Annotated in this window: 14 protein-coding genes and 1 pseudogene; 7 read left to right on the forward strand and 8 right to left on the reverse strand. The window is 66.1% G+C overall.

Annotation, left to right across the window (positions count from 1 at the left end):
* Positions 1 to 5 precede the first annotated feature (5 nt).
* Both LKE06_RS25830 and LKE06_RS25835 read right to left on the reverse strand, forming a co-directional pair.
* Positions 6 to 491, reverse strand: coding sequence for a GtrA family protein (locus tag LKE06_RS25830; RefSeq protein ID WP_255649825.1), 486 nt, complete (start codon positions 489 to 491; stop codon positions 6 to 8).
* The gene (locus LKE06_RS25835; RefSeq protein WP_228001994.1) at positions 488 to 2,701 is read right to left on the reverse strand and encodes a hypothetical protein; all 2,214 of its coding nucleotides are present in this window, start codon (positions 2,699 to 2,701) and stop codon (positions 488 to 490) included. The genes LKE06_RS25830 and LKE06_RS25835 overlap by 4 nt, the downstream gene beginning before the upstream one ends.
* A gap of 300 nt (positions 2,702 to 3,001) precedes the next feature.
* On the opposite strand from LKE06_RS25835, the gene LKE06_RS25840 reads away from it, so the two are divergent.
* Positions 3,002 to 4,051, forward strand: coding sequence for a glycosyltransferase (locus LKE06_RS25840; RefSeq protein ID WP_372477430.1), 1,050 nt, complete (start codon positions 3,002 to 3,004; stop codon positions 4,049 to 4,051).
* Positions 4,048 to 5,184: a dTDP-4-amino-4,6-dideoxygalactose transaminase gene (rffA, locus tag LKE06_RS25845; protein ID WP_228001959.1), complete on the forward strand. Its 1,137-nt coding sequence runs from the start codon at positions 4,048 to 4,050 to the stop codon at positions 5,182 to 5,184. The genes LKE06_RS25840 and rffA overlap by 4 nt, the downstream gene beginning before the upstream one ends.
* Before the next feature lie 53 nt (positions 5,185 to 5,237).
* On the opposite strand, the gene LKE06_RS25850 is transcribed toward rffA, so the two are convergent.
* Complete coding sequence (locus tag LKE06_RS25850) at positions 5,238 to 8,189, reverse strand: acyl-CoA synthetase (RefSeq protein ID WP_228001960.1); 2,952 nt, start codon at positions 8,187 to 8,189, stop codon at positions 5,238 to 5,240.
* 230 nt (positions 8,190 to 8,419) lie between these two features.
* Here LKE06_RS25850 and idi point away from each other — a divergent pair, with 230 nt between their 5' ends.
* Together idi and LKE06_RS25860 are read left to right on the forward strand one after the other, a co-directional pair.
* A complete protein-coding gene (idi, locus tag LKE06_RS25855) occupies positions 8,420 to 8,974 on the forward strand; it encodes an isopentenyl-diphosphate Delta-isomerase (RefSeq protein WP_228001961.1) in 555 nt (184 codons plus the stop codon).
* Positions 8,975 to 9,201: 227 nt separating this feature from the next.
* On the forward strand, positions 9,202 to 9,552 hold the full coding sequence (locus LKE06_RS25860; RefSeq protein ID WP_228001962.1) for a hypothetical protein: 351 nt from the start codon (positions 9,202 to 9,204) through the stop codon (positions 9,550 to 9,552).
* Positions 9,553 to 9,603: 51 nt separating this feature from the next.
* Here LKE06_RS25860 and LKE06_RS25865 read toward each other — a convergent pair.
* Positions 9,604 to 9,852: pseudogene (locus tag LKE06_RS25865) on the reverse strand (aspartate/glutamate racemase family protein); the annotation flags it as partial.
* A gap of 149 nt (positions 9,853 to 10,001) precedes the next feature.
* On the opposite strand from LKE06_RS25865, the gene LKE06_RS25870 reads away from it, so the two are divergent.
* Both LKE06_RS25870 and ilvA read left to right on the forward strand, forming a co-directional pair.
* Positions 10,002 to 11,174 carry a serine hydrolase domain-containing protein gene (locus LKE06_RS25870; protein ID WP_228001963.1) on the forward strand — a complete coding sequence of 391 codons (1,173 nt, stop codon included), beginning with the start codon at positions 10,002 to 10,004 and terminating at the stop codon, positions 11,172 to 11,174.
* A gap of 211 nt (positions 11,175 to 11,385) precedes the next feature.
* The gene (ilvA, locus tag LKE06_RS25875) at positions 11,386 to 12,606 is read left to right on the forward strand and encodes a threonine ammonia-lyase (protein ID WP_228001995.1); all 1,221 of its coding nucleotides are present in this window, start codon (positions 11,386 to 11,388) and stop codon (positions 12,604 to 12,606) included.
* A 158-nt stretch (positions 12,607 to 12,764) separates the two neighbouring features.
* On the opposite strand, the gene LKE06_RS25880 is transcribed toward ilvA, so the two are convergent.
* The 3 genes from LKE06_RS25880 to LKE06_RS25890 form a co-directional block, all read right to left on the reverse strand.
* Positions 12,765 to 13,091 (reverse strand): DMT family transporter, encoded by a 327-nt coding sequence (locus tag LKE06_RS25880; protein ID WP_228001964.1) that lies wholly within the window; start codon positions 13,089 to 13,091, stop codon positions 12,765 to 12,767.
* A gap of 29 nt (positions 13,092 to 13,120) precedes the next feature.
* Positions 13,121 to 14,542 carry an argininosuccinate lyase gene (gene argH / locus LKE06_RS25885; protein WP_228001965.1) on the reverse strand — a complete coding sequence of 474 codons (1,422 nt, stop codon included), beginning with the start codon at positions 14,540 to 14,542 and terminating at the stop codon, positions 13,121 to 13,123.
* A 129-nt stretch (positions 14,543 to 14,671) separates the two neighbouring features.
* Positions 14,672 to 15,874, reverse strand: coding sequence for an argininosuccinate synthase (locus tag LKE06_RS25890; protein WP_228001966.1), 1,203 nt, complete (start codon positions 15,872 to 15,874; stop codon positions 14,672 to 14,674).
* 238 nt (positions 15,875 to 16,112) lie between these two features.
* On the opposite strand from LKE06_RS25890, the gene LKE06_RS25895 reads away from it, so the two are divergent.
* Positions 16,113 to 16,262 (forward strand): hypothetical protein, encoded by a 150-nt coding sequence (locus LKE06_RS25895; RefSeq protein WP_228001967.1) that lies wholly within the window; start codon positions 16,113 to 16,115, stop codon positions 16,260 to 16,262.
* Positions 16,263 to 16,272: 10 nt separating this feature from the next.
* Here LKE06_RS25895 and LKE06_RS25900 read toward each other — a convergent pair whose 3' ends face one another.
* Positions 16,273 to 16,788 (reverse strand): arginine repressor, encoded by a 516-nt coding sequence (locus tag LKE06_RS25900; RefSeq protein WP_228001968.1) that lies wholly within the window; start codon positions 16,786 to 16,788, stop codon positions 16,273 to 16,275.
* Positions 16,789 to 16,897 lie beyond the last annotated feature (109 nt).

A 16,897-nucleotide genomic window follows, 5' to 3' on the forward strand; every position in this document is an offset into this window, starting at 1 on the left:
CCAACCTAACCGCGGCCGATTCCGGACCGCTCCCGCGGTGCCGGTGCCCGCCGGAACGAAATGTAGCGGTGGCCGAAGAAGCTCACACCCGCCACGCTCAGCATCACCACCGCCTGCGCGGGCAGTGGTGGCGCGTGCAGCACCGATACGGCAAGCGTCATCAGTAGCAGATTCAGCACCAGCCCACCAGAATTGACGCCGACGAAGGCGATGAAATCGCGCATCATGTGCCCGTGGACGCGGAATACCAGTGTGCGGTGCAGGACGAATGCGACGATAACGCTCATGCTGTACGCCGCGACCACCGCGACCTGATAGAGCCGCTCGTTATCGAGTATCAGCGACCACAGCACGAAGAATATGTAGCCGACGGCGGTGTTGATGACTCCGACCATCGCGAACGCGATCGGCTGATGCTTGACGATGCGCAGCAGCGGACCGGGGTTCTGCTGCTGAGCGTCCGCCGCGCTTATCGGCTCCACCGCGCTCAACGGATCGCGTCCGCCAGATCGTGTTCCGGTGTCGGTGTGTTTTCGGTATCCGGCCCGTCGCCGCCCTCGGGCGTCTCGTCATCGGGTCGCCTGCCCCGCAGATACAGCCACTGCAGTACACCGACACCGATCAGGCCGGCCAGCGCGGTCAGTCCGCCGATCTTCCACCCCGGGGGACGCCAGGTCAGCTCGAGATCACCGTTCTTGGTTCCGGCCGGGACGTCCACGGCGACAAACGTTTTCGCGACGACCTTGAACGGGATGTCACGACCGTCGAGAGTTGCCCGGTAGCCGGGCCAGCCGAGTCGTGCGAAGACGACCTGGCCACCGTTCTCGGAATTCACCCGCACCCGGCTGGACATGTCCGATTCCGACACCGACGTCGCCGTCACATTCCTGGTGTCGGCGACTCGGCCGTTCTGGGTGGACAGCAGCCCGTTCTCGCGTTCGAGCACCGAAATATATTTTTCGTGTCCGGGATAGTCGACCCACTTCCAGCCCGGCGGCGCGGGCTGGTTGCGGACGTCCGGGTACAGCGCGCGCTGCAGCACCACCCGATCGACCTTCATCAGATCGACGATGGTGCGGCCGGTGGTCGGCTCGGTTGCGAAGGCCCTGCGATAGGCGTCGGGGCACACGCTCGTGTCCCAGCGCATGCAGAGCATGTCGCCGAACCAGAAGTGCCCGTTCGGCGTGTACCCGCTGACATAGGTTTTCTCGAGATCTTTGGCGTAATTGCCGAACACCAGCGATCCGTAGGCGCCCTGTAGGGTGCGCTCGCCCGGCTGGATAAAACCACGGTCGGCCAATTGCAGTGTGGTGCCTGGGAACTCGGGGAAGGCGGCCTTCATCTCCGAGCGGCGTTCGGGCAGGTTCCAGCTCATCGGTGTCGGCTGGGCGGCATACACCTGGATGTAGGCGATCGGGAACACCGAGACGATAGCGAGCGCGCACGCGGCCGCGGTGCCCTTGGCACGGCCGAGCCAGACCACTCCGGCACCGAGTGCCGCGACGCCGACCACGGACACGACATGCCAGCCCACATCGTGCGGCGACGCCGAGAACGTCCGCACGAATAGCAGTCCGATCAGCAGGCCACCGGCGATACCGCGACGGCGCCAGTCCGCGAAGGTGGCGTAGCGCCCGAGCAATACGCACACCAGCACCAACAGCCCGAGCGCCACCATCGGCAGCACACGCGCGGGCCAGCGCAGTGGACCGATGGTGCCAGGGCCAGCAGTCCACATCAGCGCCATCACCGCGAAGATGGCGACCGCGCTCAATTCGCGGGCACCGCCGCGCGCCTTGCGCCAGTCGATGAAGGCCAGCGCCGGAATGAGGAACCAGGCGATGTAGACCACCGGTAGCGGCTGGACGTAACCCCACCACGAACTGAACGCCGGCATCGTGCTGGGCAGGCTCGCGTTGAGCGACTCCGACCACGGCACCGTCAGGAACTGGTCGTTGTTGATCTGGGAGGTACCACGCCAGGTCACCTTGGCCGACAGCATGCTCGGCAGATAGGTGGCCATGCCCGCGAGCGCGGCGAAGACCGCCACGACGAGCAGCCGCGCCGATGGCTTCCACTTCTTCTGATAGATGATCTCGCCGATGGCGACCGCACCGATCATCAGACCGGCTTCGACGGCGGGAAATATGTACTGCACCGAAATGGCCAGGTACAGAAAGATAAAGGTCGGAATCGGACCGCTACGGCCACGCGCGTACCGGATACCGGAGGCCCAGGCGTGCACCATCCACGCGGTACCGGTGAACGCGGTGATCCAGCTGGCCTCGTCGAAGAACAGCAGCCATCCGGTGAACGGGATGCAGACGCCCGCCACCGCCGCCCACTGCGCTTTGGCGCCGTACCCGAGGCAGACTCGGTATACACCGAGCCCGAGGATGATCGCGAAGATCAGCTTGACGATGGTGGCGTACAGGGCGAGATTGTCGACCGAAGGCGCGATCAGATCGATCAGCAGCTGCGGCGGATTGAGCAAGCCTGCCTCTTCGATGGCATAGTTGCCCGCCATCCAATGCTCGGGGATCAGCGCCGGGAACTGGCCGTCACGTAGGTGCCTACCGAGCATCACCCATAGTGGGGCGTACTGGGATTCGGTGTCGTCGGTATAGAAATGCCGGATGTTGGCCAGCAGTACCGCAACGTATCCCGCAATCACCCCGAGTGCGGTAATGAAGCCCCACATGTACACGTCCCGCCGGGCGGGGGCGCTACTTTCCACCACGAGTTCCAGACCCTACAGGGCAATGCCCGCGATTGGCACCGCCGCACCGGCGGCCCCGCAAACGAGTCACGCAGTGGGGCATCGTCACCGTGCTAGAGTTCACGACGGCTCGGGCTCAGCCACGAGAGCACCGGCACGCACCGTCATCGAAAGTCGATCTCGCCAATGCCGTTCTCTTCATCGTTCCAGCCCCCCGAACGCTCCTCCCGGCCAGATCCGGGAACGTCGGGCGGTCGCCCCCGCCCTGGTCGGACGCATTCGATCTCCGTCGTGGTGCCGGTATATCGGGGCGAGCAGACGATCACCGCGCTGGTCGCGGAACTCGATAGATTCGCGCGGCCGACCACGACACCGGGCGGCACCAGCTTCGTCATCGACGAAATCATTCTCGTGCACGATAACGGCCCCGACCGCTCCGATGTGGTTCTGCGGGAGTTGGAAGATTCCTACGGTCAGTTGCGCGCGGTGTGGTTGAGCCGCAACTTCGGGCAGGACGCAGCGACCATCGCCGGAATGGCGGCCGCGCGTGGCGAATGGATCGTGACGATGGATGAGGACGGGCAACACGATCCCACCTTCATCGCGGACTTCATGGACGCGGCGCTGGCACAGCGCGCGGACCTCGTCTACTCGAAGCCGACCAATACCCGCCCGCACGGCGTGCTGCGCAACCTGACCTCACGCGGCGCGAAGATCGTGCTTGCGACGGTGTTCGCCTTTCCCGACTCGACGCGGTTCGAAAGCTACCGGCTCATCCGTGGCGATATCGGCCGCCAGCTCGCCGAGGTGGCCGCCAATGGGGTGTATCTCGATGTCGCGCTGACGTGGGTGGTCGGCAATGCGATCTCGGTGCCGGTGGTGCTTCGCGCGGAGGGCCGCGACGAATCCGGCTACAACTATCGGCGACTGTTTTCGCTGTTCTGGAAGATGGTGCTGTGCAGCGGAACTCGCGGCCTGCGGCTGGTCAGTCTGCTTGGTGTCACACTCGCGCTGGCCGGCGTGGTGATGGCGGCGGTGATCATCGTCCAGGCGCTGACGGGTGACAACAACGACCCTGAGGGCTGGGCCTCGATGATCGTCGTGCTGTTGCTGTGCTCCGGGGCGGTGCTGTTCTCGCTCGGCCTGATCGCGGAGTATCTCGGTGTGGCACTGCACATTCTGGTCGGCAAGCCGCTGTATCTGACCGTAGACTCCCCCACTCCACGCCCGGATACGATCCAACGGGACGACGTCGCGCCACAACACGACGCATCCGTACAACACGGCGTCGCGTTACCGGGTACCGCGACCGAAAGGGGCTACGGGGAGTGACAACCGATCGCATCATCTTCAGCAGGCCATTTCGCGCGAGCCGCGAGCTGTCGAATCTCGAGGCCGTACTCGGGTCCGATCACAGCCACGGCGACGGCCGGTTCACCGCCTCGGCGACAGCCAAGCTGAAGGAGATCACCGCCGCGCCGCACGCGCTGCTGACCACCTCGTGCACCCATGCCCTCGAATTGAGCGCGCTGCTGCTCGAGCTCGGCCCCGAGGACGAGGTGATCGTGCCGAGCTTCGCATTCACCTCCGCGGCCACCTCCGTGGCGCTGCGGGGCGCTACCTGTGTCTTCGTCGACATCGACGAGGAGAGCGGCAATATCGACCCCGACTCGGTCGCCGCCGCGATCACCGACCGCACCAAGGCGGTGGTTGTCATGCATTACGGCGGTGTCGCCGCCGATATGACCAGGCTGCTCGCGCTGTCCGAACTGCACGGCATCGCGCTGATCGAGGACAACGCCCACGGCCTCGGCGGCAGCTGGCAGGGCCGCAAGCTCGGCACCATCGGAACGCTCGGCACACAAAGCTTCCACGACACCAAGAATGTGCACTGCGGTGAGGGCGGGGCCCTGCTGCTGTCGGACGAGATCCTGATGGGCCGCGCCGAAATCATGCGGGAGAAGGGCACCAACCGGGCCCGGTTCCTGCGCGGCCAGGTCGACAAGTACTCCTGGCAGGATATCGGCTCCAGCTACCTGCCCAGCGAACTCAACGCCGCCGTGCTGGATGCGCAGCTCGACGAGTTCGAGTCGATCCAGGCGCAGCGTCACCGCGTGTGGGATACCTATGCGGCGCAGCTGCCGGAGTGGGCCGAACGCACCGGCGCCCGGCTCATGACGGTGCCCGAGGACCGGGAACACACCGCGCACATGTTCTTCGTGCGGATGCCGAGCGAAGCCAGCCGCGACGGGCTCATCCGGCACCTCGCACAACAGGGCATCGTGGCGCCCTTCCACTACATCCCGCTGGATTCGAGTCCGGCCGGACTGAAGTACAGCCGGACCCCGGTGCCGTGCACACGCAGCGCGCGATTCTCTGCGACGATCCTGCGCCTGCCATTGTGGCCGATGCTCACCGAGAGCCAGCTCGGCCGTGTCGTCGACGCCGTGAGTGCGTACGCCTGACCCTGGATCGCACGGTTACAACAGGGCGACGGGGCGGGTGAGCTGCCGGTGCTTCAGTTGGTTCCGAGTATCTCTCTGGCGACGGCCTCGGTCAGAACCTCATAGGACTCCGAAGCCCGGTTATACCACCAGGTGTCGGGCCCGGGCAGGGGGCGGCCCGCAGCCTGGACGGCTCGGGTGGACGGACGGTAGGAGGAACTGCGCGCAATATCCTCGACCACATACACGACCGTTGGCCGCTGGTGATAGTCGAGCGCCCGCAGCGCCTCGGTCACATCCTTCGACTCCAGCCGGAACCCGCCGCGGACGCTGACCGCCGCCACCGCGATCGTGTGGTCCTTGACCGGCAGTCCGTAGGCGACTTCCATGTCGACCGCGGTGATGTCATTGAGAGTGTCGACGATCGGCTGCATGTACACCGGCCCGCGCGGGGTGATAATCGCGGTGTCCGTGCGGTCCACCAGCCAGTAGTCGCCGTCGCTGTCGCGGCGGAATAGATTCTCCGTCGGCATCCACGCATCGCCGGGGGCGAAGACCCCACGCAGGCCGCCATCGGAAATGTCAACGCCCTCAGAGGCTTTGCCGATCAGCAGACCCACCTCGTTGTCCGCGCAGCGGCGGGCGAAACCGGACTCGTCGACCAATATCTGCTCGGTGACCGGGTCATAGGCGACGAGCTGGACCCGCGCGGTGCCCGGCACCGGCCTGCCTTTGCAGCCTGCCTTCACGCCTGCCACGTTGGCCAGCACCACATCGCCCTCGATCGAGGCATAGAACTCCAGCACCCGGGCGGGCTCGAACTGTTCGGTGGTACGCCGCCACAGTCCCGCGGGCATGCCGGAGCCGATGAACAATCGGATCGGATGACTGTGACCGACCGGGAAGACCTCGGCGTCGAGGATGTCGCGCAGCATGGTCCAGGTGTAGGTCACTACGGTGACGCCGTAGCGGTGCACTTCCTCGGCGAACTGCGCCGGGTCGAGCGATCGGGCTAGCGCGATGCGGCTGCCGCCCGCGATCGCGCCGCCCAGACTGACCAGCAAGCCCGACGAATGATGCAGCGGCGCAAGGCAATACACCGTATCCTTGCGATCGAGATCGGCCGAGGTCGCGGTGCCGAAGGCCGAGAGCGCCCAGCGATGATTGGTGATGTACTTCGCCTCCAGCCGGTCACCGGCGCCGGTGACCAGCACGAAGGCCAGCTCGCGTGCCAGGCCGGGATTGGGTTGATACCAGGCGGGCAGCCGCACCTGAGTCGGGTCGATCTGCTCGAGGTCGATCGTGTTCGGGTCGCTCTGAATATCGAGATCGCGCGCATCACCGCCACCGAGCACCAGCACCCGAGTGCCAGTGGCGGCCACGGTTCGCAGGTTCTCCGGGTCGGTGACGACGGTCTTGATACCGGTCAGCTCGATCGCCCGATCCAGCTCGCTGCCCGGCGCAAGTAGCACGGCCACCGCGCCGAGACGCGAGAGCGCGGCGACGGTGGCCAGCGCGCTCGGCCGCGTCTCCATCACCACCCCGACCCGCTGGGCCGGGCGAATACCGACCGAGATCAGCCCGCGCACCACATTGTCGATGCGAACGTTCACCGCGGCGTTGGTGTGCACTCGATCGTCGAAAAGAAACAGATCACGCAGCGGCGCCCGCTGGGCCTGCTCGGCGAGCAAGCGGCCCAAGGAAACTCGGGTGTGCGGCTGAATCATGCCGAGCCGGGTCAACCGGGGCAGTGCGCGGGCCGCCTCGCCGACCAACTCCACTGAGCCACGCACGGTATTGCTCGCAATCTCCTCCAGAGCTTTGCCGACACCGGCACCCGCCTCCGCCAGGGTGGCCGCGGTGTGCACCACCCGGGTGGCCGCGGAGCGTGGCTTGTTGTTGGGAACGTCCTCGGTCATCGGCGCGATCTGCGCGGGTAACGGCTCGTCGCCCGCCATCCACTCGATCCATTGCCGCACCAGTGGCCAGGTGTGGTTAGTGGCCATACTGCCTGCGACGAGACCGAAATGGCCTGCCACCAAACTGGCTTCGTACACCTCGGCGTTGGGTGCGGCGCGCACGATTCCGCGCACTGCGGCGGGCTGGCCGATGTCGTCGACCTCGCCGACGAACGCGAGGATCGGGCATTTCAGTTCGGCCAGCGAAATAGGCTGATCGCGGATCACGAAGCCGCCCAGCATCATCCGATTGTGTACCACGAACTGTTTGAGCAGGTCCGCGGCCGCCGGACCGGCATAACCCACCCAGCCGTCGCTATTGAGGAATCGGCGCTGACGCTCCTTGGGCAACAGAGCATCCCGGTCGTGCAGCTGGCGAAGGAAGTCGATCCTGGACTTCGCGGTCTTCACCGGATCCAGCATCTGGAAGCCGAGGCGGACCATCGAATCGGTGATCGGAAGCCGGGTCACGACGTGGTCGGCAAGGAATTCCGCTACCTCCGACACCATGCCGTAGGGAAGCCCGAACGGCATTCCCGCGACGACGTCGACCGGGCTGCCGAAGGTGACGATGCTTTCGACACCCTTGCCGTAGCGGTAGGCGGTGCTCTGATAGGCGAACATGCCTCCCTGCGAATACCCCATCAGATGCACGCCGCTGCCGGTCGCTTCGCAGACCGTGTCGATGACGCTGTTGACCGCGAGCACGTGGTCGGCCAGGTCACGTTCCCAGCCGCCTTCCTCACTGGCCGGTGAACCGAAATCGACCACCCAGCAGTCGATTCCACCGCGGTACAGTATCCCGACCGCACCGTCGTCGGCATTGACATCCCAGATGTCGGCGTTCACCATCAGTGGCGGGACCAGTACCACGACCGGCCTGCCGGGGGTCGTGTCGTCCGGGAAATAATGGCGCAACCGGTACATCCGCCTGCGCTCGACCACCTCGAACGGGGACGATTCGACATCGTGGGTCAAGCCGCCGAAGCGGATGACTTCCAGCCCGTTCTGAGCGGTCGCCATCAACCGCTGAACCGAGCCGACCATATCCTTCGCACTGAACTTCACGATCGCTCCCAAGCCCTACCCTGAAGTGTGATCCGCACCACACACCACGACGTGTTCAGACGAGCTTCCCACATCACGTGTCCATTATGTGTCGCCTGTGGCCGGATCCATGTGCAGGTGGCATGGATCATGCGGTACACGACGTCGACCGGCGTGGAGAAGCCGTTCCTCACCGCGCACGAAGAGGGCAGCTTTCAATACCTGCTGATAGCCGCCGATAGGGTGGGCGGGTGACCGAAACGCTCGCCCAGCCGTTGACCGACCGCGAGACCCTGCCCGTCGAGCTCGTCGACGAGTCGGGCCGCGCGGTCGGCACGTGCCCGGTGGCGCGGGCACATGACGCACCTGGTCTCCTACACCGGGCGTTCTCGGTCGTGCTGTTCGATACGTCGGGCCGGATCCTGATCCAGCAACGGGCCGCAGTGAAGACCCGTTTTCCGATGCGGTGGGCCAACACGTGTTGCGGTCATCCCGCGCCGGGTGAACCGGTCGCGGCGGCCGCCGCGGTGCGGCTGGCCGAAGAGTTGGGCCTGGCGACGACACTGACCGAAGTCGGCGTCTTCCGCTATCACGCGGCCGACCCCGAAACCGATCGTGTCGAGTCCGAATGGGATCACGTGCTCACCGGCCTGCTGACGGCCGACGTGCCGCGTCCCGACCCCGCCGAGGTCGCCGACTACCGGTGGGTCCGGCCCGACGCGTTACGCGACGCCATCCTCGACAACCCGGACAGCTACGCCCCGTGGCTGGCCGGCGTGCTCGACGTCGTCGATCAACACGCCTGATATTCCACGCAGCGACCGGCCGAGAGTGCGTGCCCTCGCCTGTGATCTCCCTGCGAGAATTCATTGCCAGATGCGCATATCCGAGTAGTTGCATGGCATTTGCCGACAGTGGCGGGTCGCACACTGCTGGAAACCTTGGAGAACTCACAGGATCGGCACAGGCTACGACCAGAGCCGGATTGCATCCTGGGCTGAGTACGAGCCGGTGGCAATGAGTGAGGTGCGCAATGGTCGAAGTCGAAGTCACGGACACGACGGTGACGGTTTACGTACTCGGTGGGCACCGGCTGCTGGCATTGCGCGAGCAACTGACCTTCGATCTCGCCGATATCAAGGCGGTCGCTCCAGCCCCTGTCGACCTGCGCCCACCATGGGTTCGCGCACCGGGAACATTCTTCCCCGGCGTCATCGCGGCCGGCACCTATCGCGGCAAGGGCCGAAAAGAATTCTGGGACACCACATTCGGCGGCCAGGCGATCCGGCTCGAGCTGGCCGGGCCCGGATTCACCAGGGTTGTCGTCGATGTCGTCGACCCGGATGCCGCACTCGAGACGCTGAGCTCGGCCGTCGCGGCCTGAGACGAACGCTGTCGATCCCATTCCGAATGACCGCCAGCAGCCCGGTGTACGCGGTGGTGTCGCGAACTCTCCCCTACCCGACTTGCGCAGGCCGAAGGTAAGCAACGACTGCACGGTCAGGGACGCGGCGGCTGCGTCGATCACCGGTACGCCGACATCGTCACGAATGTGGTTGCACAGCTCCACCATTCCCGCGCAGCCGAGCACGATCGCATCGGAACCATCGGCCTCGACGGCGTCGCGGCACGCCTCGGTGACGATCTCGCGGGCGTCCGGATCGGCATCCAGGGCTAGCACCGGCTAGCCGACTACGGAATGGGAGCCGTGTTGCGTTCGCGGTTCCCGATGTGACGTCCAGGAGAATGCACGCATGGACGGCGGCACGCGGCGCGGCAAGAATTCTGTCCCGTCATACGCTGGATGGATTCCCGCAGCGATAAGGATCAACGATGACCACCATGCCGATAACCCAGACGGTCGATCGCAGGTTCGTGCGTCTGGTCGCCGAGTTCGACCGGCTGTTCCGACGGCCGAGGGACGGTGGCGGCGCACTGGTCGTCTACCAGCACGGCGAACCGGTCGTCGATGTCTGGGCCGGATTCGCCCATCCCGGCGTGCCGTGGCAGCACAACACCGTAGCCGTGGCGTACTCCACCGGCAAGGGCGTCGCCTCGACGCTGCTGCATCGCCTCGCCGAGCGTGGTCTATTGGACTATGACGAACCCGTCGCTACCTACTGGCCCGAATTCGCCACTGCGGGTAAAGAACTCATCACCGTCCGGGAACTGCTCACGCATCGGGCCGGACTGCATCGGCTGCGCGGACTACTCCCTGGTCCGGTGGATCGCTTTCTCGACGATGATGCCGTCACCGCGGCATTGGCGGCGGCCACACCCGACCCACGGCACCGGGTCACCAGCGGATATCACGGAATCACCTTCGGTCACTTGGTCGCCGAGCTGGTGCGCCGGATCGGCGGCAGGTCATTCACCGACCTACTGCGCACGGAAATCGCCGAACCGCTGGCCGCCGAGGACCTCTGGTTCCGCGTGCCGCACTCCGAGCGTGGCCGTATCGCGACCAACTTCCCACGGCTCACCGTCGCGGGCCTGGACTGGGACACCGGTTCTCGACTGTTGGCCAGAACCAGATTCGCCGCGGCCGCCGACACCACCCCTGAGGGCTTCGCCGACCTGGTTTCCGATCCGCGCCTGCACGATTCGGTACTGCCGGGCGTCAACGGCACCTTCTCCGCACGCTCTCTGGCGCGGCTCTACGGTGCGCTTGCCGACGGCGGCCGGCTCGATGGCTATCAGCTGCTACAGCCGGAAACCATCGAGCAGATCAACCGACGCCAGGTCTTCACCCCCGATTACGTCCTCGCCTTCCGCATCCCGTGGACCCTCGGCTATCACGGCGTACCCATGAAACCCTCCAAAGCCGACCCCGTCTCCGCGTTCGGCCACTTCGGCCTCGGCGGGTCCGGCGCGTTCGCCGACCCCGCCACCGGCATGTCACTCGGCTTCATCACCAACCGCCTCGGCGGCAAACTGACCCCGCTCGGCGATGCCCGCCTGGCCCGCCTCGGCGCCATTGCCCACAACCTGGCCAAAGCAGCCTGAATTCCTCCGGACTGATGCCGCCGGCCTCGTCCCTGGCCACAGCTGGTTCAGCCCGGTGCGTTCGCCGAATTCCGCCCGCTCGAGACCGAGTTCCGCTCGGCGATTGCGCGCCGCGGCACGCAATGCGGATCGGATCCGCGCCGCACCGGCAACCGACACCGCGCGCTCTGGATTCTCGGTGCTCGGCGAGCACTGCTGGCAGCATGACGGAATGGATGTTGTCGGACTGGAGCGAATCGAGGCGGCGGCCGAACTGCTGGGGCCGGTGATTCGGCGGACGCCGGTGGTGGCCTCGCGGGTGTTATCGGAGCGGACCGGACACGAGGTGTGGCTCAAGTGTGAGAATTTGCAGCGGACGGGGTCGTTCAAGCCGCGTGGGGCCTACAACCGGATTGCCAATCTGCCGTTGGATGTTCGCGCCGGGGGCGTGGTCGCGGCGAGTGCGGGCAATCATGCGCAGGGGGTTGCGTGGGCGGCGTCGTCACTGGGGATCGAGTCGACGGTGTTCATGCCGGTGGGGGCTTCGCTGCCGAAGCTGGCGGCTACCAAGGCGTATGGGGCGCGGGTGCGGCAGGTCGGCGACACCGTCGATGAGGCATTGGACGCTGCTGTCGAGTTCGCGCAGCGCACCGGCGCGACGCTGATCCATCCGTTCGATCACCCCGATATCGTGGCCGGGCAGGCCACAGTCGGGCTGGAGATCCTCGCGCAACTCCCCCGTGTGGGGACCGTGGTCGTGCCGACGGGTGGCGGCGGGCTGCTGGCGGGTATCGCGGTCGCGCTGCATCATCTCGCCCCGGACGTCCGCGTTCTCGGTGTGCAGGCGGCCGCCGCCGCGGCGTGGCCGGATTCGCTGGCGGCGGGCAGGCCGGTGCGGGCCGCGAGCATGTCGACGATGGCCGATGGCATCGCGGTCGGGCTACCGGGTGCGGTGCCGTTTCGACACGTCGCCGAGCACGTACCGACGATGCTGACCGTGGGCGAGGACGCACTGTCCAGGGCACTGCTGCTGTGTCTGGAGCGGGCGAAACTGATCGTCGAACCGGCGGGCGCGGCGGCGGTGGCGGCGTTGATGAGTTGCGGCCCTGAGGAATTGGGGCTCCGGGGACCGGTGTGCGCGATACTGTCCGGCGGGAATATCGACCCACTGCTGCTGACCCGGCTGATCGGCCACGGGCTGAGCTCGGCGGGCCGCTATCTTGCTGTGCAAGTGACCATCTCGGACCGTCCGGGCCGCCTGAGCGGATTACTCGGAGTGGTCGGCAAAACCGGTGCGAGCGTGGTGGATGTCGCACATTCGCGCATCGGCGCTTGGCTCGCCTTGGACGAGGTAGAGGTGTCGTTGACCTTGGAGACTCGCGGCCCGGAACATCGTGACGACGTGCTCGCGACGCTCGCCGACGCGGGTTACGTTGTCCGAGTGCAGGATTGACTTGGCTTCCAGCACCACGTCGCCCTCATTCGACGTCATGCCATCACCCGCGCCGGCTCAACTGAGCAAACGTCGGATCCATCGGCCGATGCTACGTTCGCCGCGCCCCGGCGTGGGACGTATTCGCCAAAATGCAAAGGGCACAACGAGGCCGGGAATCAGGTGCGTTCGCCGCCCATTTCCAGCGCGAGCACGCCGAGGATGACCAAACCGATGCCGCCGACCTGGACCAGGGTCAGTCGCTCATCCAGAAACAGCACGCCGATCAGCGCGATGGCCGCGACACCGACGGCCGACCAAACCCCATAGGCGACACCGATCGCCATGCCACGCTTCAATGCCTGCGACAGAAAGAAGAACGCCGCACTGTAGCCGATGACGACCACGATCGACGGAACGAGCTTGCTGAAACCGTCGGAGATCTTCAGCGAAACGGTCGCGGTCACCTCGGAGGCAATGGCCAGCGCCAGTAGCAGCAGAGTCACCGGCGCAGCGTAACCCGCCTAGATGACGCTCATGCCAGCCAGTTGCGCAGCTCACCTACCGCGCCGCGGATCTCATCGAGCTGTGCCGCGACCTGGACACCGGCCGTGCCACCGCGGGCATTGCGGGACGCGATGGACCCCTGCACCGTCAACACCGCCCTGACCTGGGGTGTCAGCGCCGGGTCCACTGCGGCGAACTCCGCATCGGTCAGCTCGTCCAGGCCGACGCCACGATTCTCCGCCGCGCGCACGCACGCGCCGGCCGCCTCGTGCGCGACCCGGAACGGGACCCCCTGGCGGACAAGCCATTCGGCGATATCGGTGGCGAGGGTGAACCCGGCGGGAGCGAGTTCGGCCATCCGGCCGGTGTGGAAGGTCAGGGTCGAGACCAGACCGGCGATGGCCGGGAGCAGCAGTTCCAGCTGGGCGACCGAGTCGAACAGGGGCTCCTTGTCCTCCTGTAGGTCACGGTTGTATGCCAGCGGCTGCGCCTTGAGTGTGGCGAGCAGACCGGTGAGATTGCCGATGAGGCGACCGGCCTTGCCGCGCGTGAGTTCGGAGACATCCGGGTTCTTCTTCTGCGGCATGATCGACGAGCCCGTCGACCAGGCATCGGCGAGCGTGACATACCCGAATTCCGGTGTGCTCCAGATGATTACCTCTTCGGCCATCCGGCTCAGGTCGACGCCGATCATAGCGAGCACGAAGGCGGCTTCGGCGGCGAAATCGCGTGCGGAGGTCGCGTCGATCGAATTGGCCGCGGCCGCATCGAAATCCAACTCGGCGGCGATCGACTCCGGATCCAAGCCGAGTGACGAACCGGCCAGCGCGCCCGAACCGTAGGGCGAGACGGCAGCGCGCTTGTCGAAATCGCGCAATCGGTCGATATCGCGCAGCAGCGGATGCGCGTGTGCGAGCAGATGATGCGCGAGCAGCACCGGCTGCGCGGCCTGCAGATGGGTCTTGCCCGGCATCACCGCGTCCGGGTGCGCCGCCGCCTGGGCGACCAGCGCGTCGACCACCTCGAGCAGACCGGCCGCGACCCGGCGCACCGCGTCGCGCAGCCACATGCGGAACAGCGTGGCCACCTGATCATTGCGGGACCGACCCGCGCGCAAACGGCCACCGAGTTCGCTACCGACCCGTTCGATCAGTCCGCGCTCCAGCGCGCCGTGCACGTCCTCATCGGACTCGGCGGGAGTGTATGCACCCGAATTCACGTCCGCGGCAAGCAGATCCAACCCCTCGAGCATGGCAGTGAGGTCGGATTCCGAGAGCAGCCCGGCTTTGTGTAGCACCCTCGCATGTGCCTTGGAGGCACGAATATCGTAGGGCGCGAGTACCCAGTCGAAGTGCGTCGATTTGCTGAGCGCCGCCATTGCCGCGGCCGGTCCGGACGCGAAACGTCCGCCCCACAGCGCCCCTTCATTGGTGCTGCCGCTCTGCGTCATCGCGTGCTGTCTCCTTCGGGGTCGAATCGCGGTCATCAGCGAGTTCGTGGTCTTACATCGGCCTGCGGCACGGTCGGTAACGCTCGTTGCGAGCTGGGGTCGGCGCGTGGACGCCGACCCCGTTCGACGTTACTTCTGGTTCAGATCGCGACGGGCCGCGACCTTCGAGGACAGGCCGTGGATCTGCACGAAACCCTTGGCCAGGGACTGGTCGAAGGAGTCGCCCTCGTCGTAGGTGGCCAGGTTGAAGTCGTAAAGCGACTGCTCGGAGCGGCGGCCATTGACCACGACATTGCCACCGTGCAGGACCATGCGGATCTCGCCGGACACGTGCTCCTGGGTGTCGCCGACGAAGGCGTCGAGCGCGCGCTTGAGCGGCGAGAACCACAGGCCGTCGTAAACCAGCTCGCTCCACCGCTGCTCGACGGTGCGCTTGTAGCGGCCCAGTTCACGCTCGACGGTGACATGCTCCAGTGCCTGGTGCGCGGTGATCAGGGCGATGGCGCCCGGCGCCTCGTAGATCTCGCGGCTCTTGATGCCGACGAGCCGATCCTCGACCATATCGAGGCGGCCGACGCCCTGACGGCCCGCGCGGAGGTTGAGCTCGACGATGGCCTCGAGCACGGTGACCGGGCGGCCGTCGATGGCGACCGGTACACCCTTTTCGAAGGTGACGATCAGTTCGTCCGGTGCCTCGAAGTTGACCGTCGGGTCGGAGGTGTAATCGTAGACATCCTTGGTCGGGGCGTTCCACAGGTCTTCGAGGAAACCCGTCTCGACCGCGCGACCCCACACGTTCTGGTCGATGGAGAACGGCGACTTCTTGGTGACGTTGATCGGCAGCGAGTTCTCTTCGGCGAAGGCAATGGCCTTCTCCCGGGTCCAGGCGTAGTCGCGGACCGGGGCGATCACGCTCAGGTCGGGCGCCAGCGCGCCGATGCCGACCTCGAAGCGGACCTGGTCGTTGCCCTTACCGGTGCAGCCGTGCGCGACGGTGCTCGCGCCGTGGAACTTCGCGGCCTCCACCAGGTGCTTGACGATCAGCGGCCGGCTGATCGCCGACACCAGCGGATATTCGCCCATGTACATGGCGTTGGCCTGAATGGTGGGCAGGCAGTAGTCGTCGGCGAACTCGTCACGCGCGTCGACCACGACCGCCTCGACGGCGCCGCAGTCCAGTGCGCGCTGTCGCACCACGTTCATGTCCTCGCCCCCCTGGCCCAGGTCGATGGCGACGGCCACGACCTCGGCGCCGGTCTCCTTGCCGATCCAGCTGATGGCAACGGAGGTATCGAGCCCACCGGAGTAGGCGAGTACGACGCGATCGGACATGGTCTGTGTGCTCCTCGGGTTTGTACGTGTCTGTGAACATTGTGCCCACTGCGGCAGGCGCGCGGCTCGGGCTACTTCCGCGCCCGCGTCGTTCTGCAAATGATTATGCACGACTATGCAAGCCCATTCACAACCGGGGTCGTATACGGGCCGACGAACGGATTGTCTGCCCCTTGGCACCTCAATCCGCCTGTGTCACGCTGAGAGCGGCAACTATCGGTCGGGCAGAAGGACAAGCATGCTGCACCTCATCGCGGGCGAATTCGCAACTCTCGGTAACGATATGCTCAATATCGGCCACGCCATCGTCGGCCTGGTCCAAGACATCATCAACGCCGGTACCCCGGACCACAACACGCCGGGCGGCGGCCAGTACCCGTTCGGGTGAGCCGAGCCGTTTACGCCAGTTCTTCGATTTTGGCGGCTAGTTCGGCGCCGGTCAGGGGTTCGCGAGCGATGACGGCAATGGTGTCGTCGCCGGCGATGGTGCCGACGACGTAGGGCAGGGCGGCTCGATCGAGGGCACTGGCGAGGTAGTGGGCGGCGCCGGGCGGGGTGCGCAGGACGGCGATATTACCGCTGGCGTCGGTGGAGACGAGTAGGTCACCGAGGAGTTTGGAGAGGCGGTCGGTGCCACCGGTGACGCCGCGAACCGGACTGCCGTCCTCGGGAACCACATAGACGCCGGCCCCGCCGTCGGCGGCACGGAGCTTCACCGCGCCGAGCTCATCGAGATCACGCGAGAGCGTGGCCTGGGTGGTCTCGATGCCCTCGGCGGATAGCAATGCCGCGAGTTCGGTTTGGCTGCGAACCGAATGAGCCAGCAGTAATTCGATAATCCGAGACTGCCGTCCAGCGCGCGTGCGGGCGATCGCGGGGCCCGGCTTGCCCGAATCCGCCTGCTGCACAGTCATGACCGCACCTCGAGACCGGAAGTCGCCGTGCCGGTAAACCTCGCGCGCACGGCAGGTTCGCCCGAGATCACGTATCGTCTTCGCCCGTCTCCTCGGACGCCGCGCTCAC

This window comes from Nocardia australiensis (genome assembly GCF_020733705.1).
Taxonomy (GTDB): Bacteria; Actinomycetota; Actinomycetes; order Mycobacteriales; family Mycobacteriaceae; genus Nocardia; species Nocardia australiensis.

What these genes read in the sequence shown, in the direction of transcription:
- LKE06_RS25835 (WP_228001994.1), bottom strand. Translation starts at nt 2,701, where the DNA reads ATGTGGGGCTTCATTACCGCACTCGGGGTGATTGCGGGATACGTTGCG.
- argH (WP_228001965.1), bottom strand. Translation starts at nt 14,542, where the DNA reads ATGACGCAGAGCGGCAGCACCAATGAAGGGGCGCTGTGGGGCGGACGT.
- LKE06_RS25900 (WP_228001968.1), bottom strand. Translation starts at nt 16,788, where the DNA reads ATGACTGTGCAGCAGGCGGATTCGGGCAAGCCGGGCCCCGCGATCGCC.
- LKE06_RS25860 (WP_228001962.1), top strand. Translation starts at nt 9,202, where the DNA reads ATGGTCGAAGTCGAAGTCACGGACACGACGGTGACGGTTTACGTACTC.
- LKE06_RS25870 (WP_228001963.1), top strand. Translation starts at nt 10,002, where the DNA reads ATGACCACCATGCCGATAACCCAGACGGTCGATCGCAGGTTCGTGCGT.
- LKE06_RS25895 (WP_228001967.1), top strand. Translation starts at nt 16,113, where the DNA reads ATGCTGCACCTCATCGCGGGCGAATTCGCAACTCTCGGTAACGATATG.
- LKE06_RS25890 (WP_228001966.1), bottom strand. Translation starts at nt 15,874, where the DNA reads ATGTCCGATCGCGTCGTACTCGCCTACTCCGGTGGGCTCGATACCTCC.
- ilvA (WP_228001995.1), top strand. Translation starts at nt 11,386, where the DNA reads ATGGATGTTGTCGGACTGGAGCGAATCGAGGCGGCGGCCGAACTGCTG.